At 42.0% G+C, this 25,702-nt stretch carries 24 protein-coding genes; 18 read left to right on the top strand and 6 right to left on the bottom strand.

Going from position 1 to position 25,702, the window contains the following annotated elements; genetic code table 11:
* The first annotated feature begins 83 nt into the window (after nt 1-83).
* From rpsA to JK628_RS11810, 10 genes are all read left to right on the top strand, one after another.
* Complete coding sequence (rpsA, locus tag JK628_RS11855) at nt 84-1,751, top strand: 30S ribosomal protein S1 (protein ID WP_202284735.1); 1,668 nt, start codon at nt 84-86, stop codon at nt 1,749-1,751.
* Between the two features lie 72 nt (nt 1,752-1,823).
* Nucleotides 1,824-2,111, top strand: coding sequence for an integration host factor subunit beta (gene ihfB / locus JK628_RS11850; RefSeq protein ID WP_202284734.1), 288 nt, complete (start codon nt 1,824-1,826; stop codon nt 2,109-2,111).
* 122 nt (nt 2,112-2,233) lie between these two features.
* On the top strand, nt 2,234-2,554 hold the full coding sequence (locus JK628_RS11845) for a LapA family protein (RefSeq protein WP_202284732.1): 321 nt from the start codon (nt 2,234-2,236) through the stop codon (nt 2,552-2,554).
* A gap of 1 nt (nt 2,555) precedes the next feature.
* A complete protein-coding gene (lapB, locus tag JK628_RS11840) occupies nt 2,556-3,716 on the top strand; it encodes a lipopolysaccharide assembly protein LapB (RefSeq protein WP_202284731.1) in 1,161 nt (386 codons plus the stop codon).
* Nucleotides 3,717-3,779: 63 nt separating this feature from the next.
* A complete protein-coding gene (gene pyrF, locus JK628_RS11835) occupies nt 3,780-4,475 on the top strand; it encodes an orotidine-5'-phosphate decarboxylase (RefSeq protein WP_202284729.1) in 696 nt (231 codons plus the stop codon).
* 100 nt (nt 4,476-4,575) lie between these two features.
* The gene (locus JK628_RS11830; protein WP_202284727.1) at nt 4,576-5,388 is read left to right on the top strand and encodes an SDR family oxidoreductase; all 813 of its coding nucleotides are present in this window, start codon (nt 4,576-4,578) and stop codon (nt 5,386-5,388) included.
* Between the two features lie 17 nt (nt 5,389-5,405).
* Nucleotides 5,406-5,948, top strand: coding sequence for a DUF2058 domain-containing protein (locus JK628_RS11825; RefSeq protein ID WP_202284726.1), 543 nt, complete (start codon nt 5,406-5,408; stop codon nt 5,946-5,948).
* A 381-nt stretch (nt 5,949-6,329) separates the two neighbouring features.
* A complete protein-coding gene (locus JK628_RS11820) occupies nt 6,330-7,271 on the top strand; it encodes a hypothetical protein (protein WP_202284725.1) in 942 nt (313 codons plus the stop codon).
* Nucleotides 7,264-8,931, top strand: a complete 1,668-nt coding sequence (locus JK628_RS11815) for an FAD-binding protein (protein WP_202284724.1) — start codon at nt 7,264-7,266, stop codon at nt 8,929-8,931. Before JK628_RS11820 ends, JK628_RS11815 begins: the two co-directional genes overlap by 8 nt.
* Nucleotides 8,932-9,631: 700 nt before the next feature.
* A complete protein-coding gene (locus tag JK628_RS11810) occupies nt 9,632-10,348 on the top strand; it encodes an SIMPL domain-containing protein (protein ID WP_202284723.1) in 717 nt (238 codons plus the stop codon).
* Nucleotides 10,349-10,433: 85 nt separating this feature from the next.
* Here JK628_RS11810 and JK628_RS11805 read toward each other — a convergent pair whose 3' ends face one another.
* Nucleotides 10,434-11,081, bottom strand: a complete 648-nt coding sequence (locus tag JK628_RS11805; protein ID WP_202284722.1) for a hypothetical protein — start codon at nt 11,079-11,081, stop codon at nt 10,434-10,436.
* Nucleotides 11,082-11,512: 431 nt separating this feature from the next.
* Between JK628_RS11805 and JK628_RS11800 the strand changes: the two genes are divergently transcribed.
* The gene (locus tag JK628_RS11800) at nt 11,513-13,273 is read left to right on the top strand and encodes an acyl-CoA dehydrogenase C-terminal domain-containing protein (RefSeq protein WP_202284721.1); all 1,761 of its coding nucleotides are present in this window, start codon (nt 11,513-11,515) and stop codon (nt 13,271-13,273) included.
* 50 nt (nt 13,274-13,323) lie between these two features.
* Here the strand turns inward: JK628_RS11800 and dacB are convergent, their stop codons facing one another.
* Both dacB and JK628_RS11790 read right to left on the bottom strand, forming a co-directional pair.
* The gene (dacB, locus tag JK628_RS11795) at nt 13,324-14,730 is read right to left on the bottom strand and encodes a D-alanyl-D-alanine carboxypeptidase/D-alanyl-D-alanine endopeptidase (protein ID WP_202284720.1); all 1,407 of its coding nucleotides are present in this window, start codon (nt 14,728-14,730) and stop codon (nt 13,324-13,326) included.
* A 30-nt stretch (nt 14,731-14,760) separates the two neighbouring features.
* On the bottom strand, nt 14,761-14,937 hold the full coding sequence (locus JK628_RS11790) for a hypothetical protein (RefSeq protein WP_202284718.1): 177 nt from the start codon (nt 14,935-14,937) through the stop codon (nt 14,761-14,763).
* 262 nt (nt 14,938-15,199) lie between these two features.
* Here JK628_RS11790 and JK628_RS11785 point away from each other — a divergent pair, with 262 nt between their 5' ends.
* From JK628_RS11785 to JK628_RS11770, 4 genes are all read left to right on the top strand, one after another.
* Entirely contained in the window at nt 15,200-15,532 is a 333-nt protein-coding gene (locus JK628_RS11785; RefSeq protein WP_202284716.1) for a DUF1904 family protein, read from the top strand.
* A 10-nt stretch (nt 15,533-15,542) separates the two neighbouring features.
* Complete coding sequence (gene pssA, locus JK628_RS11780; RefSeq protein ID WP_237524002.1) at nt 15,543-16,856, top strand: CDP-diacylglycerol--serine O-phosphatidyltransferase; 1,314 nt, start codon at nt 15,543-15,545, stop codon at nt 16,854-16,856.
* Nucleotides 16,857-16,946: 90 nt separating this feature from the next.
* Complete coding sequence (locus tag JK628_RS11775; RefSeq protein WP_202284712.1) at nt 16,947-17,690, top strand: tRNA-uridine aminocarboxypropyltransferase; 744 nt, start codon at nt 16,947-16,949, stop codon at nt 17,688-17,690.
* Nucleotides 17,691-17,791: 101 nt separating this feature from the next.
* Nucleotides 17,792-18,007, top strand: a complete 216-nt coding sequence (locus tag JK628_RS11770) for a hypothetical protein (protein ID WP_202284710.1) — start codon at nt 17,792-17,794, stop codon at nt 18,005-18,007.
* A 58-nt stretch (nt 18,008-18,065) separates the two neighbouring features.
* On the opposite strand, the gene JK628_RS11765 is transcribed toward JK628_RS11770, so the two are convergent.
* The 3 genes from JK628_RS11765 to JK628_RS11755 all read right to left on the bottom strand — a co-directional run bounded on the left by JK628_RS11765 (nt 18,066) and on the right by JK628_RS11755 (nt 21,847).
* Complete coding sequence (locus tag JK628_RS11765; protein ID WP_202284709.1) at nt 18,066-18,665, bottom strand: response regulator transcription factor; 600 nt, start codon at nt 18,663-18,665, stop codon at nt 18,066-18,068.
* Nucleotides 18,658-20,442, bottom strand: a complete 1,785-nt coding sequence (locus JK628_RS11760; RefSeq protein WP_202284708.1) for a sensor histidine kinase — start codon at nt 20,440-20,442, stop codon at nt 18,658-18,660. Before JK628_RS11760 ends, JK628_RS11765 begins: the two co-directional genes overlap by 8 nt.
* A 220-nt stretch (nt 20,443-20,662) precedes the next feature.
* On the bottom strand, nt 20,663-21,847 hold the full coding sequence (locus tag JK628_RS11755) for an FAD:protein FMN transferase (protein WP_237524001.1): 1,185 nt from the start codon (nt 21,845-21,847) through the stop codon (nt 20,663-20,665).
* A 194-nt stretch (nt 21,848-22,041) separates the two neighbouring features.
* On the opposite strand from JK628_RS11755, the gene JK628_RS11750 reads away from it, so the two are divergent.
* The 3 genes from JK628_RS11750 (at nt 22,042) to JK628_RS11740 (ending at nt 25,593) form a co-directional block, all read left to right on the top strand.
* A complete protein-coding gene (locus tag JK628_RS11750; protein ID WP_202284707.1) occupies nt 22,042-23,385 on the top strand; it encodes an FMN-binding protein in 1,344 nt (447 codons plus the stop codon).
* A gap of 89 nt (nt 23,386-23,474) precedes the next feature.
* Nucleotides 23,475-24,515 (top strand): porin, encoded by a 1,041-nt coding sequence (locus tag JK628_RS11745; protein ID WP_202284706.1) that lies wholly within the window; start codon nt 23,475-23,477, stop codon nt 24,513-24,515.
* A 352-nt stretch (nt 24,516-24,867) separates the two neighbouring features.
* Nucleotides 24,868-25,593 carry an RluA family pseudouridine synthase gene (locus JK628_RS11740; RefSeq protein WP_202284705.1) on the top strand — a complete coding sequence of 242 codons (726 nt, stop codon included), beginning with the start codon at nt 24,868-24,870 and terminating at the stop codon, nt 25,591-25,593.
* Nucleotides 25,594-25,702 lie beyond the last annotated feature (109 nt).

Genomic DNA, 25,702 nt, shown 5'->3' with positions numbered 1-25,702 from the left:
TTTGCTCCAAGGATGAGGCAAAATTATTATACTGACTCCGCGTCCAGGATGGACTGTGGTTTATTAAAGAAAGTAACTTAAATATGACTGAATCTTTTGCTGATCTATTTGAACAATCCCTTGAAACTTTAGAGTTTCGTCCAGGTTCTATCGTTACAGGTGTAGTTGTACGCATCGAAAACGGTACTGTACTTGTTGACGCTGGTCTTAAGTCTGAAAGCCCAATCTCTGCTGACGAATTCAAAAACGCTAACGGCGAAATTGAAATCTCTGTTGGTGATACTGTGCACGTTGCTCTCGACTCTGTCGAAGATGGCTTCGGTGAGACTCAACTGTCTCGCGAAAAAGCTAAGCGTCACGAAGCTTGGATCGTTCTAGAAAAAGCGTACGAAGATGCTGAAACTGTTATCGGTATCATCAATGGTAAGGTTAAAGGCGGTTTCACTGTTGAATTAAACGGTATCCGTGCATTCCTACCTGGTTCTCTAGTTGACGTTCGCCCTGTTCGCGATACAGCTCACCTAGAAAACAAAGAATTAGAATTCAAAGTTATCAAGCTTGACCAGAAGCGTAACAACGTTGTTGTTTCTCGTCGTGCAGTTATCGAATCTGAAAGCAGCGCAGAGCGTGATGCTCTTCTTGAGAACCTTCAAGAAGGTCAATCAGTTAAAGGTATCGTTAAGAACCTTACTGACTACGGTGCATTCGTTGATCTTGGTGGTGTTGATGGTCTTCTACATATCACTGATATGGCTTGGAAGCGTGTTAAGCACCCATCAGAAATCGTTAATGTTGGTGACGAAATCAACGTTAAAGTTCTTAAGTATGACCGTGAGCGCACACGTGTATCACTAGGTCTTAAGCAACTTGGCGAAGATCCATGGTTAGAAATCAGCAAGCGCTACCCAGAAAACACACGTTTGACTGGTCGCGTAACTAACCTAACAGACTACGGTTGTTTCGTTGAAATCGAAGAAGGCGTTGAAGGTCTTGTTCACGTTTCTGAAATGGATTGGACTAACAAGAACATCCACCCATCAAAGGTTGTTAACCTAGGTGATGAAGTTGAAGTTCTAGTACTTGACATTGATGAAGAGCGTCGTCGTATTTCTCTAGGTCTTAAGCAATGTAAAGTTAACCCATGGGATGACTTCGCAGAGCGTTTCAACAAAGGCGACAAGGTTACTGGTAAGATCAAGTCAATCACTGACTTCGGTATCTTCATCGGTCTTGACGGCGGCATCGACGGTCTAGTTCACCTTTCTGATATCTCTTGGAATGGTACTGGCGAAGACGCAGTTGCTGAATACAAGAAAGGCGACGAAATCAACGCAGTTGTACTTTCAGTTGACCCAGAGCGCGAGCGTATCAGCTTAGGCGTTAAGCAAACTGAAGACGATCCATTCAATGCATACCTTGCTGATAAGAAGAAAGGTGTAGTTGTAAATGGTGTTGTTACAGCAGTTGACGCAAAAGGTGTTACAATTGAACTAGCTGAGACTGTTGAAGGTTACCTTCGCGTTTCAGATATCTCTCGTGAGCGCATCGAAGATGCATCAACAGTTTACTCTGTAGGTGACAAAGTCGAGTCTAAGTTCATGGGTGTAGATCGTAAGAACCGCACCATCAGCCTTTCTATCCGTGCTAAGGATGAAGCTGAAGAGAAAGAAGCAATGGCTAGCTTGAACAAGCAAGAAGATGACGTCATGAGCAGTGCGATGGCTGAAGCGTTCAAAGCAGCTCGTAAATAATCGCCTTGAAGTTCAGGGGTGCATGCACCCCTAAAAGGTGACTGTGTTTGGCTTGATAATAGAGGGTATAGGATGACAAAATCCGAACTGATCGAAAAACTTGCCACTAGGCAGTCGCAGCTGTCTGCGAAAGAAGTGGAAAGCGCTATTAAAGAAATGTTAGAGCAAATGGCCGAGACATTAGAGGGTGGAGATCGTATCGAAATCCGCGGCTTTGGTAGTTTCTCGCTTCATTATCGTGCACCACGCACAGGCCGTAATCCTAAGACTGGAACATCAGTCGATTTGGAAGGCAAGTACGTACCGCACTTTAAGCCAGGCAAAGAACTGCGCGAACGTGTTGACGCGGTCAACGCGTAATTTACACTGTATTAAAAGCCTCCCTCGGGAGGCTTTTTTATATCTAAAACTTAGGTATCACTAGCTAGTTCGCTCTTTTTCTTAGATAATCAAAGCTTACCAACACGTGTATGGAGCTTAACGTGAAGTCATTCATCATTGCCGTTTTAGTTGCCGCCTTTTTTTTCGTTGCGCTTATTTTTGGGGCTCGGAATGAACAAGTCGTTACCATCAGTTACTTCATTGCCCAGGGGCAATTCAGATTGCCAGTCGTGCTTGCTTTCGTATTTCTAGCTGGCTTTATAGTGAGCTGGATATTTGCGATGTATCATATTGCTGGACTTAAGTTTTCGATTAGACGCTTAAAAAAACAGCTGGCTGCCTCAACTGACCTAAATGCTACTAAGATACCGGATAATAGCACTGCTGTTATTGGGAGTTCAGCGAAGGAAGTAGACGCTTAATATGTTAGAGATCCTCTTTTTGCTACTTCCTATAGCAGCCGGTTATGGTTGGTATATGGGGCGCAGAAGTGTCAGGCAAAAGCAGACGAATCAAAGAAAACAGCTGAGCCGTGATTATTTCACCGGCTTAAATTTCTTACTGTCTAATGAATCAGATAAAGCCGTTGATCTGTTTATATCAATGTTAGATGTCGATGATGACACCATAGATACTCATCTGTCATTGGGTTCGTTGTTCAGAAAGCGCGGTGAAGTCGACCGCTCAATCAGAATTCATCAAAACCTTATAGCAAGACCGAGCTTAACCACAGAGCAAAAAGATATTGCGATGATGGAGCTAGGTAAAGATTATTTGGCTGCTGGTTTTTATGATCGCGCCGAAGAAATCTTTATCAATCTCGTGAGTCAAGACGATCATAGTGAAGAGGCTGAGACCCAGCTTATTGCCATTTATCAAGTGACTAAAGATTGGCAAAAGGCTATTGATATCATTAAGAAGCTTAAACGTAAACGCCAGCTAGTGCTAAAGCATGATAGTGCACATTTCTATTGTGAATTGGCGGCTGAGTCAGATGATGATTCGATTAAATTTAAACGTTTACTTGCTGCAACAAAACTTGACCCTAGTTGTGGCAGGGCGCTGCTGACACTTGCAGAGCTTTACTTAAAGACAGAAGATTATAAAGCCTGTAAGCAATCAATAGAGAAATTGTTGAACAGTGACATAGACCTTTTCCCGGATAGTCTATCAATATCTAAACAGGTTTATTTACTTACAGATGATAACCTTGGTTATCAAGAGCTGCTAAGAGAAGCTATAGAAAAAGGCGCTGGAGCAAGTATTGCTGTCACTTTAGCACAGCACATGATTTCACAAGGTAATGAAGAAGATGCTGAAAAACTTATTCTAGAAGGGCTCATTCGTCACCCAACTATGAAGAGCTTTCAGCATCTAATGAAAATGCATGTCAAACAGGCGGAAGATGGCCAAGCGAAAAAAAGCTTATCCATGCTTGAGCAGCTAGTTGAGCAACAAATAAAATTTAGGCCTGGATACCGTTGTAGTGAATGTGGTTTTCCATCACATCGACTGTACTGGCACTGCCCCTCTTGTAAAAACTGGGGAAGTATAAAGAGAGTTCGTGGATTAGACGGCGAATAGAGTCGCTTTTTTCTCCTAAAATATGATTAGTAAAACCTAAAACGCAAAGCGATTGGAGACAAGATGACAAACAAACCTATTTTGGTTGCCTTAGACTACGACAATAGAAATGATGCTTTGCAGCTAATAGATAAGCTAGACCCCGATATGTGCCGACTTAAGATTGGCAAAGAGATGTTTACCTTGTTTGGCCCTCAAATGGTTAACGACATACATGATCGCGGCTTTGATCTGTTTCTAGATTTGAAGTTTCACGACATTCCTAACACAGTAGCGAAAGCAGTTTCAGCGGCTGCTGAACTGGGTGTTTGGATGACAAACGTGCACGCATCAGGTGGTCTAGCTATGATGGAAGCCGCTAAACGCGCTCTGGAAAATTACGGCGATAAAGCGCCGCTACTTATTGCTGTAACGGTGCTAACATCAATGAGCGATGAAGAGCTTAGATTGCTAGGCATTAACGTACCGGCATCTGAACATGTTTTACGCTTAGCAGCTTTAACCAAACAAGCAGGACTAGACGGCGTCGTTTGCTCTGCGCAAGAGTCAAACTTACTAAAAGCAAAGTTTGGACAAGAGTTTAAGCTGATCACCCCGGGTATTAGGCCTGTGGGTAGCGACAAGGGCGATCAACATCGTGTAATGACGCCACCTCAAGCACTGGCAGCAGGTTCGGACTATCTCGTCATTGGCCGACCTATAACTAAAGCCGCAGACCCTCTTAAAGCATTACAAGACATATATCAGTCAATTGCGTAAAGGTTTAGATTAAAAGCTTTAATTAATGAGTGTAGTCATATAGGTTACGAATAGATTACTGGCATAATTTGTAAATTATAAAGCAAGTGGAGTGCACTCTATGTTCGATTATCAGGGAAAAAACGTCGTTGTTGTAGGCGGTACTAGCGGGATCAATCTTGGTATTGCATTGAGCTTCGCAAAAGCCGGCGCTAACGTCGCAGTTGCGAGTCGTAACAAAGACAAAGTGGATGCAGCGGTTGCTGAACTCACTGCAGTAAACCCCGATGGTCAGCATATTGGTGCTTGCTTTGATGTACGTGATTTGGATGGTTTATCCTTAGGTTTCGAATATATCGCTGCAACTTATACTGCCATAGATGTACTCGTCAGTGGCGCAGCCGGCAATTTCCCGGCATCCGCTGAAAAATTATCGGAAAATGGTTTTAAATCGGTGATGGATATTGATTTGCTTGGTAGCTTTCAAGTCTTGAAGCAAGCTTTACCTTTAATGGCTGGTAAAGGGGGCGCAATCATTCAGATCTCAGCGCCGCAAGCGTTTGTACCGATGGCGATGCAGGTTCATGTCTGCGCAGCAAAAGCAGGGGTCGACATGCTGACTAAAACCTTAGCCATTGAATGGGGTAACAAAGACATTAGGATAAACTCGATAGTCCCTGGTCCCATAGCCGGAACAGAAGGCTTTAATCGATTAGCACCTACTGAACAGCTACAAAGTCATGTCGCTAAAAGTGTTCCTTTAAGACGTAATGGAAGCTGTGAAGATATTGCTAATGCTGCGCTATTTTTAGCATCCGATATGGCTTCTTACATAACAGGTGCTGTATTGCCTGTTGATGGCGGTTGGTCACTAGGTGGCGCAGGCGCAGCAATGGCTGAAATCGGTCAATTAGCGAAACAAAAACAACGTTAAATTAGAGTATACAAGATATGGCAAATCCTTTTCAGGAACAGCTGCTTAAAGCTGGCTTGGTTAGCAAGCAAAAAGTAAGAGATACCAAAACACAAAAGCGTCGCGATAAAAAAGCCAAGGTCGATGACGGTTCTGACGCTTTGAAAAAAGAGATAGAAGCAAAAAAATTGGCACAAATAGAAAAAGATAAACAGTTAAACGAAAAACGTTTTGCTGAAGCTTCTGAGAAAGGGTTAGTTCGTGGCCTAGTCACTGAGTTGAAAAAGTTTGCAATTTCACCTTCAAAAGAAGCTGATATCAAATTCAATTTTACCTTTGAGAAGAAAATTTACTCATTGTATGTTGATAAAAAAATGCAAAGTCAGCTGCTTAAGGGTCACCTAGGCATTGTTAGGCATGAAGAGATAAGCTATCTACTACCTCACAAATTAGTAGAGCGAGTTAATCTTTTAGTTCCTGCTTGGGTAGGTTACCTATGGGCCAAGGAAGACAACGTTGAAGCAGTGGAAGAAGATGATCCCTACGCTGATTACGTAATTCCAGATGACTTAATGTGGTAACCAGTGCTAATACCGTCCTGAGGCCACATTAACCGTGGCTTGTTGAAATAAAACCGTAATGAATTATTCATTGCGGTTTTTTTATGCCGAAAAATAAACCTTATCATGCCCCTGATTATTCTTCAGTCCACGGCTAGAGCTGTAGTATTTCGCATCGAAACATTACAGTTCACATCTGTGTATTGAACTACTCACACTCTTATCTTGATTAACCATAACGCTTCCATTCACCGCGTAACTCATTAATTATTATATGTAATGGCTGGAACCAATATAGAAATGGTTACTGTCCAGAGACTGTCAAACTCGCCTTCAGATGCGAGATATTGCGATGGAGCGCGAGTGTAGACAACATATAGTTCTATACTGAGGAAGTGTTAAATGAAAAGGATTCAAACAAACCAGGGTTTCTATGGCGACAGAATATCTGTTCTAGAAGATTACTTGATTGAGGAGATCCATAATCCATCATCTAAACAGAGTGCAATCAACAGTAAAATAATTGAACAAACTCAACGGCTAGTGTTAGACATCTATTCAAAAGATCAGCTCCATAGAGAAACCTTGAGCGAGACTATCTTTTCAAAAAGCCATCTGTACCGTTCAGTGATTAATGTCGATCACTTGTGGTTGGTATATAAAGAACAGCAGTTATGCGCTTATGTTTCAGGTAAACACATATATACCGCATCAGGTGAACAACTTTATCTGTTCAGTTCATCAATGATCGCGTCAGAGCTCAAAAATAAGCGAAAACTCTTTTCAGTGTTAAACGCCAGACAGATCATTTGCAGTGTTTTATCTTTCTGGAACAAAAGTGAAAACTTAGGTAAGCCAATGCCGTTTATCACTAGAACCCTAAACCCTATTGTTGCTCAAACTGTTTATCAATTTGGCAGTAATATGTATCCAGATCTTAACGGCGTACCGATCACTGAAGTCGCTCGAAATAGATACAACGCGTTTGAAGATGTTATTCATGAAGTGATAAACGATGAAGGGATCCTTAAAAACTCCTTTATGAAGCACACTGACTACGTACTAAAAAATGCTAAAGGACGGTCAGCTCGCTCCAAGATCTATGAGTTCTGCCGCCAGCTCGGTGATTCAAATGGTGCAGCCCTGACAGGCGAGCTTAACTTCGAACAGGAGTTAATAAATTACCTTAGGGCCAAGAGTGCGCATGATGAGAGAAGCTTAAACGACGTTAACTTAATCGAGTTACTCAGAGATAACAGTAATCATCTATGCGTGAATCGCCCACTAATAACCCGTGCTGCAGGGGTTCAACAGCATATATTAGGGGCACAAGACTATGCCTAAACAACACAGCCCGCAAAATAATCGTCCCGATGCTTGGCAAAGCGTGATCAAAACCATTAATCAGCTAATGAATGTAAGCTGCCTAAGCAGTCAACACGCCGCAGAGTGCTACGGTGCAAATACCATTGCGGTACAACGGCAATTTTTAGGTGCCATTATTGTTGAGCCAATTGTTGCCGAAAATGGTTTGAAAATAGAGGAGGAAAACATTCGACGGATCATCATGCTGCTTAATGAATCTAATCTCGCATTTGTGCCAATAAGCAGTGGCCACAATTGGGGCTATGGATCATCGATGCCTGTCGATGATGCGCGAGAGCACTTTATATTAGACTTGTCCAAGCTTAAACGGATAGAGCTTAATCAAGAACTTGCTATCGTTAATCTGCAACCCGGGGTGACACAGCAAGATTTGCGTGTTCATCTTGATCAATTGAAGGTAAAACTTATGGTGCCAGTAACAGGGGCTGGGCCAAGTTGCAGCATAGTCGGCAATGCACTTGAAAGAGGTTATGGGATCACTCCTTACTGCGATCATTTTGCCGCAGTAACCCGCTTACGAGTGGTGTTGCCTGACGGTAGTGTCTATTGCTCAGCGGTCAATTCGTTAGACCATACCGATGCCAAGATCGCTGATCAGTCATATAAGTGGGGACTTGGTGCCTATTTGGACGGCTTGTTTTCGCAAAGTAACTTTGGCGTGGTTACCAACATGTGCATCCGCTTGGCCCATTTACCTGAGGAGGTACAATCCTTTTACCTTTTCAGTGAAAATGATGCCGATCTTAACCATGTTTTGCCGCTTGTTAGAGAAATTTTACGTGATTTCCCTGGCGTAGTCGGCTCCATTAACATCATGGATGCGCGGCGAATGCTGTCTATGATGGTACCGAGTGAGCAACAGCTGTCTTTAAGCTTAGATACTGATGTAGCAGAGTTTAAGCGGCGTTATAAAGTTGGCAGTTGGACCTGTGTTGGTAGTCTATACGGCAAGAAAGGGGTCGTAAAAGCGGTAAAGAAGGCAATAAGGGGCAAATTAAATAACAGCCTAGGTGTCAAACGGGCTGTTTTTATCTCTGCGCGGGCTATCGCTGTGGCGAGTAAACTGCTCGCCATACTGCCCGAAAGGATGCTAACTGCTCCCAAACGGCAACTGGAAACACTACGGAAAAGTACCATGATTATGCGCGGAGAGCCGAATCAGGTCGCGCTGCCGCTTGCCTATTGGCGTAACAATCAGCCACCGTCGGCTAAGTTACTTAATCCAGCTCGAGATAATTGTGGTTTACTTTGGTACGCACCACTGATCCCGGCGACATGTGCTAAGACCCGTGAGTTTGTCGATATGGTGCGCACAATCTGTTTGAAGCATGGTGTGGAGCCTTTAATAACAATGACGGCATTACAGCATGACTGTATCGATAGTACCGTGCCGCTGCTATTTGATAGGAATGACCTTTCAGCTGTGGCTTCCGCAAAGGATTGTCTGGATGAACTGTTCGACACAGGCTGCAAACGTGGTTTTATCCCCTACCGGATGAATGTCGATCAACAAAAGCGGTTGTTACCCGCTGATGATCCCCATTGGGTAGTTGTCAAAAAGATTAAAGCTGCGTTAGACCCCAATAATATTTTGGCTCCTGGGCGTTACAACCCCTAGCCTGATTATTGTTTAACTGAGCCCTAACTAAGGACTTAATTAAAATCTAACTAAAACCTCACTAAGCTCGGGCCTTCAATTGATGACGAATAGGGCAGAAGGACCGAGCTTATTATCTCGTTGTAGATGCATATATTTCAACCTGCTTGTTATTTACGTTAAGGTCGTTTAAGTTCCTTGCTGTCGAATAAAGAAAGGTGTGCAAACTCTCGTGACAAGAGCGACTAAACATTATGACAACTCAATACCAATATAAAACAAGAGGCATTGCAAAAGATCCCGCGAAAGAATTTAGCATTGGAGAGGGCCGTATCAGTGGTTATCTATCTTTGGTTCTTGGGTCTTTAAGCCTGTTGTCGGTATTAGCTATTTGTACCCGCCTTATCTCACTACCACGTAGCTTCGGCAAGTTTACGATGCCTCACAGTTACAGACGATGTTAAAATACAGCAGGTATTTTTCGTTGTTTTGGGTCTACTCATTTTTATAATTAATAAGGCTAAGAACCGTAATTGGGCAAACGTTATACCCGATTAGCGCAAACCTGAAATGTTACGCCAAACGTCGTTATAACTAGCGGAGACATTCAAAATTCCTAGCAACGAAATTTTAGTACTTTGTTAGGGAAAATCAAGGAATAAGAGGATATTTTATTCCTCTGAATTGAAAACATTGAACGGATAAAAAAAGGATTTTTGATATGAAAAGAATACTCATTTTATTGTTAAGCTTACTACCACTAAGTGGTAATGCTTCTTCTATGCCACACTTTCCATTTGTCATTGTAAATGAAGAAATAGAAAAGCAAGTGAAACCCGATATAGCCACACTTAGTTTTAGTTTAATGGCTTTTAATAAAGAGTCAAAATTATCGATTGAGGCATTGAGCCGCTCAACGGCACAAGTTCTGGCACTACTCAAAAAGTATAAAATACAGGAATCTCAATTAGTTTCATCACAGATATACAAATCAGCAGAACGAGCACGTAAAGACGGCGCTTATAACTTAGATATATTGGGCTACTCAGTCATGCAGATGTTAACACTAGAGCTAATGGATCTTAGTTTATATCCAAAATTAATGGTGGAACTGTTAATGATTGATGGCTTAGAGGACATTGATTCAGAGTTTAAATCGACTAAAAAAACTGAGATTATGTCGCGCTTGCTTTCTGAAGTCAGTACAAAAGCAAGGAAAAAGGCCGATGCATTGGCTAAAGGACAATCTAGGCAGGTAAAGTCTGTTTATGGAATTACAACGAAAGGTTCTTTCGATAGTAGTTTTGATGGTTTCTCTTTAAACGAAATAGCATACTCATACAGTGCAGGTAGCACAAACAAGGTGCAGCTTGTAATGGCTATTCCAGAGACTATTACTATCAGCCAAACAATATTAGCGATATACGAACTCAAGTAAAAGTTAAAATACAAAATAGAAAGTTCTTGTTGATTAAGCTTTTTTGCCACTAAGCTAGCCTAATCAACATGAATGACAAGTAACGTTAAATCTCGTAGCTATAGGAAATACTCAGCTTGTTATCGGTGCGATAGTTATCTTCTGAAAATGAGCCCATAAGTCTAACACTGTGTTTAGCTGTGATTTTATAACTGGCTCCTGCGCCAAGCCAATAACTGGAATAGTCGTTAGAGCCGATTGATCCACCAGCATAAGTAACTAGCGACCACTGAGCATCAATTGGACGAATGGCAAAAGCGCCTAAATAGGCACCGGTACTGTTATCGTTGCCTTTCTTGCCGTTGACATAACTCACACCCGCCATCGGGAATACCATCCATTTGCCTGTATCAACACCCATTAGTGACAAAGAGACATAAGTACCAATGTTGTACGTGGTGCGCTCTTCGTGGCCGTTGAGATAGGCATTTAATATGCCTTTTTCAAATAACCAAGAACCGCCCAACTGCCATTGACTGGCATCGGCGTTAATCTGACCGCGTAGCATTCGAGTTTCATCTAAGCCAATGGAACCGTTAAAGGTAAGCTCGCCATCATAACCTGCACCAATTTTGGTCATGATCCGCGTTGGATCATCAAGGTGTTTGCTTTGCTTTGTTTCCGACGCAGTTACTGACATTGAACTCAATAGTGCAGTGGCAATCGTGATGTAACAACAACGTATTAGTTTCATAGTGATCCATTTATTCTACCCATTTGCATAAAGCAAGTGGTCAATTTCCAACGACTTAACAGAGACCTAATTAAATTGATAATGAGCCAAAGCTTTCTAAGCCGACGGTTCGGCAGCTGAATAAGCTTTATTTGTTAATAATTGCAGGAGGGTAATGGTGTCACTGCATTCAAGCAACTAGGGAAACTAACAGTTTTATTAGTTTTGAACGTGTGGGGGCTTTCATAGCAAGAGATAGTCACAGCAGTGGTTGATTATCTGTGGCAGCAAAACAGCCCATAATCATTTAATTAAATTGATTTTAGTTAACCTCTGCTCGAGACTACAAAAGGCATTTACAGGTTAAAGATAGAGCAAGAAAAGGCTTTCTTTTTTGGCGTTATCTGGTAGATTTGAAACAACCGTTTTAATCTACCGTTTAAGAGTCGACTATGAATCCCTATAACGCCCCATTAGCCGAGATGCGCTTTCTGTTAGAAAAAGTATTCAATGCCCCTGAAACTTGGGCTGCTATGCCTGCAATGGCAGAATCTGTTGATATTGATACCGCCGCAGCAATTTTAGATGAAGCTGACAAAATTAGTCGAGAACTGATCCATCCTATTAACCGCAGTGGTGATGAGCAAGGTGTTCGTCATGAAGGTGATAAGGTGATCACACCTGATGGTTATAAAGCGGTATATGACCAGTATGCCGAAGGCGGATGGGTCGGCTTATGTGGTGATCCCGAGCTTGGCGGTATGGGTATGCCTAAAATGCTTGGCGTACTGGTTGATGAAATGGCTTATAGCGCGTGTAATGCATTTACCCTTTATGGTTCGTTAACCGCAGGCGCTGCACTGGCGATACATGCTCATGGTACTGACGCGATCAAAGAGCAATATTTGCCAATGATGTATAGCGGCGAGTGGGCCGGGGCGATGGATATGACAGAGCCTCAAGCAGGTTCTGATCTACGTAATATTCGAACCAAAGCCGTGCCAAATGATGATGGTAGTTACAATATTACCGGTAGCAAAATATTCATTACTGGTGGTGACCACGATCTAACCGAGAATGTTATCCATTTAGTATTAGCCAAGTTGCCAAACACCAGTGGTATTTCACTGTTCTTGGTGCCAAAAGTAAAGGTTAACGAAGACAATAGCCTTGGTGACGCTAATGGCGTTACCGTTGGGTCTATTGAACATAAAATGGGTCTCAAAGGTTCAGCCACTTGTGTGATGAACTTTGATGGGGCAGAAGGTTATCTCATTGGTAAACCAAATCGTGGTTTGATTTGCATGTTTACCATGATGAATTATGAGCGGTTAGCAATTGGTATCCAGGGGCTAGGGACATCACAAGCAGCATATCAAATGGCCGCAGACTATGCCAAAGAACGCGTGCAGGGTGTCGCCGCTGGAGGCTCTCCAACGGGGGCTACGAGCGACCCTATCCTAGTGCATGGTGACGTGAAACGAATGCTACTCACAGTACGCACATTAACGGAAGCGGGTCGAGCGTTATCAGTTTACACTGGCCAGCAGTTGGACTTAGCAAAGTATTCTGATAATACGGAAGCAAAAGCCAAAGCTAGCCGCTATGTCGGCTTACTGACCCCAGTGTCTAAAGCGTTCTTAAGTGACCGTGGTTTAGATGCGGCAATTATGGCACAGCAAGTCTTCGGTGGTCATGGTTATATTCGTGAAACGGGCATCGAGCAACTAGTGCGAGATACGCGTATTGCACAGATTTACGAAGGCACTAACGGGATCCAAGCGATCGATTTCTTAGGTCGCAAAGTAACTGGCGATAATCTCAACGCTTTAACTGAATTTGTTGCTGAGCATACTGCCAATATTAATCAGTTTGAGCATGTATCGAGCGTGGATAAAGCGAGAGTATTGGGGTTATTTGAAAAGCTATTAACCATTGGTCGTGAAGTGAATGAAAATAAGCTTTCCCAGCCAGCGTTAATCAATGCTTGCGCGGTCGATTATCTAGATGCGTTTGGCTATAGCCTATATGGATATTTCTGGTTGGCGATGTCAAATGCCGCCAATGATCACGAAGACAATAATTTCAAGCGCCAAAAGCAGCATTTAACGCGTTTTTATTTTGATAAACTGTTAGCTAAAGCTGATTATCACTTGTCGCAAGTTGCTGCGGGTGATGCTTCAATAATGGATATTGATGAAGCGCTTTTTTAACTAAAAAGCAGGCGGGTTAAGTTAACTTAATCCGCCTTTTATCTTTTTATCTACTCTTGCTCAACGTTATTGAGAAGCTGTTTTAAAATGGCCACATCATAGGGCTGTATATTTATATCATCGGCTTTAGGGCTGACCCCATTTTGCAAAATAACAACAATAGACTGTAACCCATCTTCTTGTTTTATAAAGCCAGCAATATTAGCCACGCCGAGCATTGATCCTGTTTTAGCAACTACCTGATCTTTAAGTGGCTCATGTGTGTAGCCATGTCGATATTTAAGCGTACCTGTTTTACCGGCTATTGGAAGTACATCAATGATGTATCTATAGTGCGGTTCCCGCTCTATTAACTGTAAAACTTGGACTAACTGGTTAGCACTAAGCAAGTTATATCGAGATAATCCTGAACCATCAACAATATTGGCAGAGCTTAGATCGACACCTTGCTGGCTTAAAATCTGGGCCATTGCAGCACTACCATTGGCAAAAGTTCCAGAGGAGCCAAATAGATGTTGCCCCATGCGCTTGAGCAGGCTATCTGCGATTAAATTATCAGACTTTAACAACATGGTAGCGATTAGAGTCGTTAAGGGTTCTGATTGATGCTGAGCGATTAACAGAGCATTACCTGGATGTTGCTGGACTAAGGAAATACTGCCGTTAATACTAATGTCATTGTACTTAATGAGTTGAGTCAGTTTATCTTTTGCATAAAGGCCAGGTTCTGTGATCGCAACTGCAAGCTTCAGTGCTTTATTACCTGGGTAGCACCCCTTTAAGAGATAACTATTTTTCTCGGTTCTAGCGAGCGTTAAGTCACAAATAGCACGCTTACCGATTTTATCAAATATGGCTTGGCTTTCAATGATAACAGGCTCATTACCTAATAACTCAACAACACCTGCATCATCTGCTAGTTTGGGCTGAAACCGAGCTTCAATACAGTTTTTATTCAGCACATAACTTGAAACGGGGGCGGCGTAACAGATCCCTAAATCGTCCCATACGCGGCCCGGAGCATGGTAATTCTCGTGTTGTTCACCCACCAAGTAAACGTTGCCAGTGATATGATCTAGGCCTTGATCTTTAAGTTGATGCAATAACGTCTGAATATTGCGGGTTGTTAGAGTGGGATCACCGCTAAAGGTGATATAGATGTTGCCTCTAATTTGCCCCTGATGGATGCTGTTGTCTGCATAAACATTAGTTTGATAACGAAAGTTCTTACCAAGAACCGCTGTTGCCGAAACAGCTGTAAGTAATTTCATGGTACTTGCGGGGATGAATAATTTATCGGCATTTTGGCTATGAGTTACAACATCAGTATTCGTCGAGACAACTTTTAACGTTGTCAGCGCGGTGCTTGAAGGGATAGTAAGGCTCTGTTCTGCGGTAACCCCTGTGTAGGGAAGTGTAATAAACAATGCTGTAGAAACGATATGCCGAAGTGTCAATGTACTGTCCTTTATGAGAAACAAAGCGAATTACTCAGGTTTGTCACTGTCATCTTTTTCCATTAAACGATACAACTTGAGTGTGACAAACAACACCAATCCAAAAAATAGCGGCAACATAAGCAATCCCAATTGGGATTTAAAGTGGAAGATAGCCCATGCGCCTAACAGTACCCCTAACAAGGTCAATAATGATTTAAAGTTCATTTTGGTCTCAACCGGTATAAAAATGACTGTTCATGATAGCAAACAGCGTCGGACTAAGCTGTGAACATTGTGTAAAATACCGATTATTCGATGAATAAAAGCGCAGTGACAACATTGATATGTAGACAACCTTTGTCTAATTATTTGCCAAATAGTGATACTTCGTACTGTTTTATGCACACAACAGCGCTAAACAGTAGAAATGACTTGCCGAAAGCGTGTTAAATCGGTAATTTCTATGGCCTTATCCAGGAGGATCTTGATGCCGCATATCAAACTATATGGAATACCGGAGCGCGTTGTCGCTGAGTTGAGCATTGAACTTGTCGATACTCTCGCAGATATTTGTCAGGCAAATGCAGAGGCTTTTGTTTTCGACTGCGTAAGTAGTAAGACATTTAGGCGAGGTAGTAACGTCAATGACGTTGCTCAAGTCGAGGTATTATGGTTTGCCAAAGATCCCGAAACACACCATCGTGCAGAAAAGGCCATCCGTGAAGCGTTATATGATGCTTATCCGGAGATTGAACATACCATTGTTATGTTCCGCGAATTAGTGCCAAGCACATATTATAAAGATGGTAAGCATTATTAAGGAGAGAGCCTTGCTGAGTAAGTTAGGTGGTATATCGCTACAACCTGAGTCGCTGCAATGGTTACTAACCCCTAAAGCGCTAAAAACAGAACTGCTAAAGCGTATCGAAAACGCAACACATTCCGTTTATATCGCCGCACTCTATCTTGAAGATGATGAAGCGGGTAGGGAAGTACTGGCTGCTTTGATGGCTGCGAAACAATGTAACCCTGAACTCGATATTAAAGTGCTGGTTGATTTTCACCGCGCGAGACGTGGACTTATTGGTCATAAAGGCGATAGTGGCAACTACTTCATGTACCGTAAGGTAAATGAAGCTGCCGAACATCCAATTGATATTCTTGGGGTTCCAGTTAAGTCTCGTGAGTTTATGGGTGTATTGCATTTGAAAGGGTTTATTGTCGACGATGCCGTTATATTTAGCGGCGCGAGTCTAAACAATATTTACCTCCATGAAGCGGAAAAATATCGCTTCGATCGTTACCATATTCTTGAATCCGCTGAACTTGCTCGCAGTATGCGGGAGATGATCCAGACCTATTTAGTTAACGATGTCGCTGTCAGCTCATTAACGCAGCCAAAAGAGCAGGAGCGTCTGCCATCTAAAGCAGAAGTAAGCAGTTTAAAGCATCGCTTGTCTAAAGCAGACTATAAATTTACCTCTACAAAGATTGGTAACCGCGTTACGCCTATCGTCGGGCTTGGTCGCAAAAAGAATCAGCTGAATAAAGTGATAGTGGCAATGGTAGATGAATCAGAAGAAGCACTCTTCATCTGTACTCCTTACTTTAATCCACCGTATATCTTAGTCAGAGCACTCGCTAAGCACTTACGAAATGGCAAGCGTATAGATATAGTTGTCGGTGATAAAACCTCTAATGATTTCTATATTCCGCCAGAAGAAGAGTTTTCAACCATTGGTGCATTGCCTTATATGTACGAGCAGTCGCTAAGAAAATTTGCTAAGCGCCAGCAGTGGGCCATAGAAAATGGACAACTAAACATTCATTTGTGGAAAGACGGCCGCAATAGCTACCATTTGAAGGGCATAAGTGCCGATGGAAAGCGCCATCTCATTACGGGCAGTAATTTAAACCCAAGAGCCTGGGCATTGGATTTAGAGAATGGCTTGTTGATCCAAGATGACAATGAGTGCTGGAAACAGCAGTTCGAGGAAGAGCAAACACATATTCTTGAACACACTGAAAGACTGTACCATTACTCTCAAATTGAAACGCTGCATAATTATCCGGCTCCAGTACGGAAGATAATGAAGCGTATTAAGCGCTTAAAGGCAGATTTTCTGCTAAGACGTATACTGTAAACGTATCCAATGGTAACAATTAAAAGCCTACTAATGAGTAGGCTTTTTTATTTATGAAGCTTAATTATAAATGTATAGGTTTTTACTCATATGAATTTGCCCAAGCATGCAGTTCACCGTTTGTACGACTACCGCAAGGCGATCTCTTCTAGACCCTTTACCGCCCGTGGAAAAAACGTTATTCGTTGTCAGTCCTGCTTGTTGGCGGAGCAGTTTTGTACATGCCGTTATCGCAACCAAGTACGCAGTGAACTCGCCTTCATGCTGATAATGTACGATGATGAAGTCCTAAAACCGAGTAATAGTGGCCGTTTAATTGCCGATATTATTCCAGATACCCATGCCTATATTTGGTCGCGTAATGAACCGAACCGAAAAATGCTCTCTATAATAAACGACCCGCAATACCAGCCCTATGTTGTCTTTCCTGCTGAGTATGCCGTTGATGGTCAAGCAGTGGTGAGTCGGGTTGATCAATCTAAACTGCCACAGGGGAAAAAACCCTTATTCATCTTGCTTGATGGAAGTTGGCGCGAAGCGATAAAAATGTTTCGTAAAAGCGAGTATTTACATAGCTTGCCTTTATTTTCATTCTCTCCAGAATCAACTGCATCTTATGCATTAAGAAAAGGCGCACGAGAGTTTCAATTGGGGACTGCTGAAGTTGCTGCGCTGGCGTTGTCAGCCGCAGGAGAATCAGTAAATGGTCAAGTATTAGAAGCTTGGTTTGCACTTTTTGTTGAATCATCACTTCACGGTCGTAGTCGTAACAACCCTAACGAACTTGGTCAACTCGATGATCTTATCGCCAACTACAGCGCACTTCTAAGTTAAGATATCCTCAACTAAACAGGATGTTATTTGTAGGGATATGTTGAATCTGGGTTTATTTGGGTTAAGCTTAGTGATTCATAGCATAGCCACGAGGGTACAGAATGAGTTTAAGCAAATTAGTGACGAGGCTGTTCTATCCAATATGTGTGTATGCGATAACAATACACTTTTGCAGCTTAAACACTTTGCCGGCAGAAAGTTCAGTGACTTTAGCTAAGAGTCGTTACAGTGCTGGACTTGTCTGCCAAGATAAAGGCTGGGAGTTTTGTGCTCGCTGGGCAAAGTCTAAGCGCAGCCCAGGTAGCCGCATAGCATAGCAGCCCTTGTGTGCTAAGATAATACCTCGAAGCTAACTATGCGTCGTTGCAATGCTGGTTACGCGATACTTTTACCCATTAAGAATGCCAGTTCTGCGATATTGCTAACTTGCATTTTTTGCATCACTTTTTGTCTATGTAGCTCTAATGTTCTTTGGGCAATGTTGAGCTCAGCGGCAATCACTTTATTGAGTTTTCCCTCTAACACCCTATTCATCACTTCCAGCTCTCTGGCCGTAAGCGTTGCGAGTTTATTGACTAACTCTTGCCGTGCAAGCTTACTACGCATATTGTGCTCCGTTTGGATGCTCGCTTGTTCGAGTAGCGACGCCAGCTTGTCTCCATCAACGGGTTTCTCAAGAAAATCAATAGCACCTTTTTGAATCGCTTGCACTGCCATGGCGATATTACCATGCCCGCTTAACATGATAACCGTGATCGGACTTTCGGCTTCCGTCATGTGATTCAATAGAGCACTGCCATCCATTCCCGGCATTTGTACATCTAATATTGCAATAGCTGGCTGTTGAATATCGATGGATTTAAGGAAGCAATCTGCCGACAAAAAACCTTTAGGTTGATAACCTAACCCTTTTAGCATCCAGCTTAAAGAGTCCAATACAGCCTGATCATCATCTACGAGATACAAATTATTCATTTATCGATCCCTTTGCGGGTAAACGTATTGATATGGTTAAACCAGATGTACCATTACTTGGGTTCTCATCTCTATTATTGTGTGCCTTGATCTCACCATTATGCTCCTCAATGATGCGTTTACAGATGATCATGCCAAGTCCTAAACCATTTTCTTTAGATGTTTCAAATGGAAAGAACAAACGCTCCAAAGCGCTATCACTAAGACCTGTACCATTATCGATAAAGCAAATTTGTGCATACTGGTCTTGTTTCGTCAGTGATATCGTCAGTTTTGGGGAGTTGACAGCGTCGGTAGCATCGAGAGCATTGCGGATAATATTAACAAAAACTTGTTGTAAAAGGCTCGGGTCAGCAGTTATGTAAACTTCCTCGGAGTTAAAAATGGGCGTCATCTGCATGCGCGCAAACTCAGCGCCCATTAAGCACAATGTATCCTCTAAGATCTGGTTTAGGCTGCAGTGGCTCATAACACTAGGCTGCTGACAAAAATGTCGAAATCGCTTAATTGTTGATTGCGCTCGATCGACCTGCAGTATCGCTTTTGACATAGCGTCTTTTAGATCCGACTGCTCTTCAGATAAACGATAAATACACCCTTGAGTTAGGTAACGGATCCCCGCTAATGGCTGATTCAGCTCATGGGCGATCCCCGATGCCATCTCTCCGGTTAATAATACACGCTGAGCTTTGTAAAATTGTTTTGTTTGCTCCAATAAGGCTTGCTGAGTTTGAGTGTGCAGTTGAGTCTCAGCTTTTAGATCCCTAGTGCGCAAAACCACTAGCCGTTTTACCCGTAAATGATGGATATAACCGAGTAGAAGCATTATAGCTGCAACTATCACCCAAGGTAGCGCTGTTTTAAAAATGGATGTCCAATTTGTCACGAAAGGCCACTGCTGTAACTGTTTTAGGAGTTTAAAAACCTCACTATCATTGACCGTTGCAGACCAGGAGTTATAACGTCCCTGAGTCGCTGCTTGGTCTGTAGATTGTATGGATAATAGTGATTGAATAACCTTAGTTGCTAGGTGGTAGTCTGTTTTCCCTAACTTAGAGAATGAATAGTAGGGATACAGTTGGCTCGAACTTTGGCAGTGAAAACCGGGATTATTTTTAGTAAGGACAACATGTAAGCTGCTTGGATCTATATTAGCTGCACGAATAGCATTTTCAAATACACAGGTTGGTAAAATAGCGATATCGGCTTCGCCATTCACGACCAGTTGCAGTAATTTTTTTTGCGGAAAACCGACGAATTTCAGCTGTTTAAAATGATTGAAAGGATTTAAGCCATTGTGTGCCATCTCACCAGCAAAAATGAGAAAGCCGCCAAATGCTTGTTTATCGGTAGAAACTGCCGTTAGATCTTCTAAATCATCAAAGTCGATTACAGCTTTGCCGGACCGCGTAATGAGTGCTGAACCGACGGACCTTGTTGGATCATTATTACCCAAAGGTACGAGTGTCAGTATACTACTCGTTCCATAATCTTTTTTGTAGCTAACTCCCGTCAATGCATTGGTGATTAGGAAATCTAACCTACCTTGAGCGACATAATTATCTAGTTGATCCGGCGTTAAGGCTACCAATGTAAAAGGTCTACTTAGGTCTTGCGCTAATCTATTGATGGTTGGTTGCCAACGCTCCGCCACGTTGTCAGGGTGGGCGTATGCCAATACCCCAACACGTACAGGATCAGGGCTACTAGCGTAACTACCGAATGAAATGACGATACTAGTAAAAAGAAAGATTAAGAAAAGTCTGGTTAGCATCATTTAGCTCAACAAAGAATTACCTGAGTATTATGCCGTTATTATAGTAAAATGTAGCGATAAACGCTGCGGCTAGTAGAAGTTAATCACAATTTTAATTATCTTGCGGCAAACCACTATATAACAAGTAAATATTTAAACTTATGATGGTTGAGCGAACTCAAAATATATAATGATCTTGCATAGGTCATGCTTACTTGTTGAAAGTTATTGCAACGACACATTAATACGTAGCAAAGGAGTTACGGTATAGTTTGAAATTATTTGTTTCCACTTTATCTCCGTTGTTATTTAAGAACCATACAGCAGCAATATCTTTATTTTTATTAGCATAAATTAGTGCTTCGTCCAATGGCATCAAAAAAAGTGTTGTAGATATAATGTCAGCATATAGTTGATTGTTATTCATGACTAATGTTGTTGATACTCCAGTGTCTTTGGGCCGTAATGTCTTTGGATTAATAAGGTGGTGATACTCCTTACCCTTCACTCGGTAATACCTTAAATAATTACCGCTTGAAACAATGGCAATATCTTTACCGCTAATAACTTCATGATACTGACCTTCAAAACTCTGGCACTGTGCAAGAGAATTACTGTACTTTTTACATATCGGATTTTCCACTGCAGTGGTAAATAGTCGCCCTTGTGGATGGGTTCCGTAATGTCTGATGTTTCCTCCCGCATTAATCATAAAGTTTTCAAAACCATCAGACTTTAACTGCCGATAGACCATCTCTGCCATCCAACCTTTTGCGATTCCGCCAAGGTCAATACTCATTCCCTGTTTCATCTGGATAGTATTGTTCACTGTATCCAGTAAGATATCCTCAATATTAGTCAGTAGATTAGCCTTGTTCAATTCGACTTCTGTTGGAATATCACAGCGGTCTTGTTGTTTACGTTCACCCTTACATTGGCTGCGATAGTTTCGCCAAATATCGATTATGGGTGAGAGTGCGATATTAAAGTATCCATTGCTTTTGTCATGCCAGTCGATACTCGCTTGAATGATCTGAGTCAGCTTTGGGTCTATCCTATGCTTTTTATCTGGCTCGTTGTTGATGCTTTTTATATTGGTCACATGAGGGTAGGTACTATAGTTAGAGGCTAAATAATGGTATTCCTGAATCACATTAAGTGCACTGCAAAGAGCATCATCTATTTTCCTATTATCTTTATCATAAATATCAATGCTAATTGAAGTCCCGAAATACTTGAGAGTGGTCAAATTAGTTGCGATGTCATTATGGGTAATTATCGAGTTGTCTTTGCACTGATAAGGTTTACCTTGGGTATCTACCTTTATGATTTTAAAATCTGGCGCGACTGGTTGCTGCGTATTTGTATTTGCATCGCTAGAACCAGTATAGATTAATAGAAACAATAGAGCTGACGTTCTTTTCAAAATATAGTCTACATTAGGTGGGTTTAGATAATATGTACCATGAGGTTAATATAAATATAAAACGTTGGGTTTATATTTGTTAACTAGATCAAATAAATTAAAGTAGACGTACAGTATTGCGGTTTTCCGCAATTGTATAGGATTTTAAAACTTATATTCTGGCCTCAATGAAATAACACTTGAAGGCTGAAAGAATGAAAAGCTTAAACCTATTCAATAGAACACTCGTATGCAGTGCCGTATTATGCGCCACCATGACACTCGCGGCGTGCTCTAGCACCGTAGAACAGGGCAAATATGTTGACGGTATCCACGATGTATCTGCAAAAGGTAAGAAGAGTCTAATTACCTTAACCGTAGCAGTTGAGAACGGGCATATCGTTGATATTAAAACAAAGTCTCAGAAAGAAACTGAATCTCTCTACCTAAATGCAGAACGTTTGCTGCCGAAGGTTGTCGCCAATAACGGTCATGAAGGGATAGATGCAGTATCAGGCGCTACATACTCCTCTAACGGTATATTAAGAGCAATTAATACTCTTCCTCGAATCGATGGTAGTCAACCTGAGTATGTCACGGTTGGCTCAAAAGAGGATTCAGCAGATGAAAACTTTAAACTTAAATGGTCTATTCAACCTCAATTAGGTTTATTAAAAGGGGATTACTACTTTCAAGAAGCGCGTTTTCGTCAAGGTCATATGGGTAGCGTAACCATAGTCACCGATAGAGATAATGCAGATGATGTTATTTTTGCTGAGTTTAACGAAAGCGGTCGTCCAAATTATTACACTCGTCTATATCAGGATGTACCTAAGCGTATGTCTGAATACAACTTTTCAATGGGCAAGAAGAAAGGCACTGCTTGGGTTCAGTCAGCTTTGACCATGGAAAAGCTCATGGTAGAACAGGATAAGTTAACTTTCGAGCATAACCCTGATTTCGATCCTAGCTTACGCAATAAATTGAAAGAACCAAACCGCCTAAAGTATGCCGGTATCGATGTGGTAGCCGGTGCATCTAACAGCATTCAGCAGTCGATGGTGCCGCTTACGGCCAAAATTCATGCCCAGATTAATGGTGACGGTACCAACGAGCAGTTCTATCAATACGCAGAAAAGCTGCTTAATGCCAAAGGTCAATGGACCGGTGTCACTGCCATGTTACGCCTTGTGGTCAATACCGACAGCAAACAAATAACTAAAGCACATTACGACGAAGTTTTTGCTGATGAGAAGGTGCAGATTAAAGATGCATCATTAAAGAAGTTCTACCGTCAGTCAAAATATGAATCTATCAATTATGTAGAACCCGCACGTATTGGCTTTAACGTCATGATTGATGCATTAAATATTCACCTTCAGCAAGGTGGCTCCTTGTTCTTAATCGACAATCTACCGGCAACCGGCGATACAGGAAGCTACGCAGCAACTGGCTTTACCAAGCGTTCTGATTCTTGGGATATCTATCTGCATCAAGCAGAAATCTTGTATAGAGAGATGCGTCAAGACGGTGTTATCAAACAACACAATAAAAATTAATCCGACAGTGGGCGTCGACTCCGCAACCAGCCTCAGAGCTGGGGTGTCGTCTACTTCTAAAACAAATTTAAATATTAATAGAGAAAATAATGATGAAAACAGTAAAACTGACATTACTCGCTGTTGCCGTTTTAGCTTCACCAAGCGTTATGGCTGATGCTTACAAGTTCTACGGCCGTATTGATTATTCGATTACAAATTCTGATAGTGGTAGTGCGACACACAGTGGCAAAAGCGGTACGATTTTAGAAAATAACTGGAGTCGCTTAGGTATAAAAGGTGATGCGGCGCTAAATGATGATCTGACCGTATTCTACCAAATTGAAGTGGGTGTGAATGGGGCATCGGAAGGTAAGCAAAACAATCCATTTTCGGCTCGACCGACATTTTTAGGGATTAAGCACGCTACAATGGGGCAGTTTGCAGCTGGGAGAATGGATCCTGTTTTCAAAATGGCAAAAGGCTCAGCTGACGCAATGGATATGTATTCATTAAAGCATGATCGCCTATTTCCAGGCGACAAGCGCTGGGGTGACTCTTTAGAATATAAAACGGTAAAATGGAATAAATTGCAGCTTGGTGCCAGCTATATAATGGAAGACAATTATTATGCTGAAGATGATGTTCGCCGAGAAAATGGCAACTACCAATTAGCACTAACCTTTGGTGACAAAAATTTTAGAAGCGGCAACCTATATTTGGCGGGCGCCTATACCGATGGCGTGGAAGATATCAAAGGCTTCCGCGCTGTTGTTCAATACAAGTATGACAATTTGATACTAGGTTCTATCTATCAAAGTTCTGAGCTTGTTAATCCAAACAAAGATAATTGGCAGCAGCGCGATGGTGATGGATTTATAGTTAGCGCCAAGTATAAAATTGATAAGCTGACACTTAAGGCGCAATACGGTACCGATGATTCTGGCACTGGTAAAATAGCGGGTAGAGTCTATGACGCGTTAGGTACATCAGCAACCGATGTACCAGAAGTATCTCAATGGGCCATAGGTGCAGAATATCGCTTGTCGAAAGCGACCCGAGTGCATACAGAATTAGGTCAGTTCGATGTTAAGCAATATAGCGATTTTGACGATACCATTGTGAGTGTTGGTTTTAGAATCGATTTTTAAACCTGTTTTAGCGTCGACAATAGAGTGCATAAGGATGTGTGCTCAGCTCGTTTCTCTCTACTGTTTACCAAATCGTACCTCCCTCCATAATCAGCTCATCCATAGAACAACATGACGCATGCACATTGTTGACTTGTTATGCGCTAAGGTTAAAAATTTCTCGGGGTTATACTTTACAAACTGACAATTTATTCAATATTGTGCCTAAATAGGTGACTGATTAAATCAAGATGGATAAACGCAAGGTCTGCAGGTATTGAGATAATTTATAAGATTGCTTTTATCATTACACGCTCGTTGAGTTCGACAAACTGCTGTATCATGCACCTCTTTGACACTTTAAGAATATGATATGGCACAAGCGGCAGATGACTTTATCGCACCTCGATGTTTTGAAGATATTTCAATTCTCTATCAGGATGAAGATATATTACTCATCAATAAACCCTCAGGGCTTTTATCTTTGTCGGGCAAGCACCCAGCAAATTGGGACTCGGTGCATTACCGTCTAGTCAAAGAGTTCCCAGGTTGCTCTCTAGTACATCGACTGGATCTCGGCACATCAGGGATTATGGTGGTGGCGAAAAGCAAACTGATTAACGCCATCATCAGTAAACAATTTAGTGAGCGAAGTGTACTTAAAAGATATACCGCCTTACTCCTAGGAGAGTTACCAAATGACTCTGGTGAAATATCGTTGCCCATAGCGAAGGATAAGCCCAACTTTCCGCTGATGAAAATTTGTGAAGCCGAGGGTAAGCCTGCCGTTTCAACATATCGAGTCTTATCTCGAGAAAATTATGCTGGCACTGATAGCGGCAATGTCGATGATATACAAGTACTGAGTAGACGAATCCATGCGGTTACTAGAGTTGAGTTAACACCACAGACTGGTCGTACTCATCAATTGCGGATCCATAGCCAGCAGATAGGTCATCCCATTATCGGCTGTGATCTTTACGGTTCACGTCATTCACAGCAGATGGCTCCCCGATTAATGCTGCATGCCACACGTTTAGAGTTTGATCATCCAGTTACTGGAACTCGAATTATCGGCTTCAGTCCATGTCCTTTTTAACAATATCGCCGTCGGCTTTTAACTGGCACTGATGGCTTTACGCTACATGTGTACTTTTATGCTCATTGCGGTGCCCCTAATAAAGTCAGCAAGGTAATGAATTGTTACA

The sequence above is a fragment of the Shewanella sp. KX20019 genome (assembly GCF_016757755.1).
GTDB lineage: Bacteria > Pseudomonadota > Gammaproteobacteria > Enterobacterales > Shewanellaceae > Shewanella.
The sequence above is the reverse complement of the archived record's forward strand: the minus strand, read 5'-3'. Positions and strand labels throughout refer to the sequence as shown.

Coding starts and splice junctions, on each gene's coding strand:
- JK628_RS11815 (WP_202284724.1), top strand. CDS start 7,264: ATGCCTAAACAACACAGCCCGCAAAATAATCGTCCCGATGCTTGGCAA.
- pyrF (WP_202284729.1), top strand. CDS start 3,780: ATGACAAACAAACCTATTTTGGTTGCCTTAGACTACGACAATAGAAAT.
- JK628_RS11810 (WP_202284723.1), top strand. CDS start 9,632: ATGAAAAGAATACTCATTTTATTGTTAAGCTTACTACCACTAAGTGGT.
- JK628_RS11750 (WP_202284707.1), top strand. CDS start 22,042: ATGAAAAGCTTAAACCTATTCAATAGAACACTCGTATGCAGTGCCGTA.
- lapB (WP_202284731.1), top strand. CDS start 2,556: ATGTTAGAGATCCTCTTTTTGCTACTTCCTATAGCAGCCGGTTATGGT.
- JK628_RS11820 (WP_202284725.1), top strand. CDS start 6,330: ATGAAAAGGATTCAAACAAACCAGGGTTTCTATGGCGACAGAATATCT.
- JK628_RS11765 (WP_202284709.1), bottom strand. CDS start 18,665: ATGAATAATTTGTATCTCGTAGATGATGATCAGGCTGTATTGGACTCT.
- JK628_RS11830 (WP_202284727.1), top strand. CDS start 4,576: ATGTTCGATTATCAGGGAAAAAACGTCGTTGTTGTAGGCGGTACTAGC.
- JK628_RS11745 (WP_202284706.1), top strand. CDS start 23,475: ATGATGAAAACAGTAAAACTGACATTACTCGCTGTTGCCGTTTTAGCT.
- JK628_RS11825 (WP_202284726.1), top strand. CDS start 5,406: ATGGCAAATCCTTTTCAGGAACAGCTGCTTAAAGCTGGCTTGGTTAGC.
- JK628_RS11770 (WP_202284710.1), top strand. CDS start 17,792: ATGAGTTTAAGCAAATTAGTGACGAGGCTGTTCTATCCAATATGTGTG.
- JK628_RS11790 (WP_202284718.1), bottom strand. CDS start 14,937: ATGAACTTTAAATCATTATTGACCTTGTTAGGGGTACTGTTAGGCGCA.
- JK628_RS11775 (WP_202284712.1), top strand. CDS start 16,947: ATGAATTTGCCCAAGCATGCAGTTCACCGTTTGTACGACTACCGCAAG.
- JK628_RS11805 (WP_202284722.1), bottom strand. CDS start 11,081: ATGAAACTAATACGTTGTTGTTACATCACGATTGCCACTGCACTATTG.
- JK628_RS11800 (WP_202284721.1), top strand. CDS start 11,513: ATGAATCCCTATAACGCCCCATTAGCCGAGATGCGCTTTCTGTTAGAA.
- JK628_RS11760 (WP_202284708.1), bottom strand. CDS start 20,442: ATGATGCTAACCAGACTTTTCTTAATCTTTCTTTTTACTAGTATCGTC.
- rpsA (WP_202284735.1), top strand. CDS start 84: ATGACTGAATCTTTTGCTGATCTATTTGAACAATCCCTTGAAACTTTA.
- JK628_RS11740 (WP_202284705.1), top strand. CDS start 24,868: ATGGCACAAGCGGCAGATGACTTTATCGCACCTCGATGTTTTGAAGAT.
- JK628_RS11785 (WP_202284716.1), top strand. CDS start 15,200: ATGCCGCATATCAAACTATATGGAATACCGGAGCGCGTTGTCGCTGAG.
- ihfB (WP_202284734.1), top strand. CDS start 1,824: ATGACAAAATCCGAACTGATCGAAAAACTTGCCACTAGGCAGTCGCAG.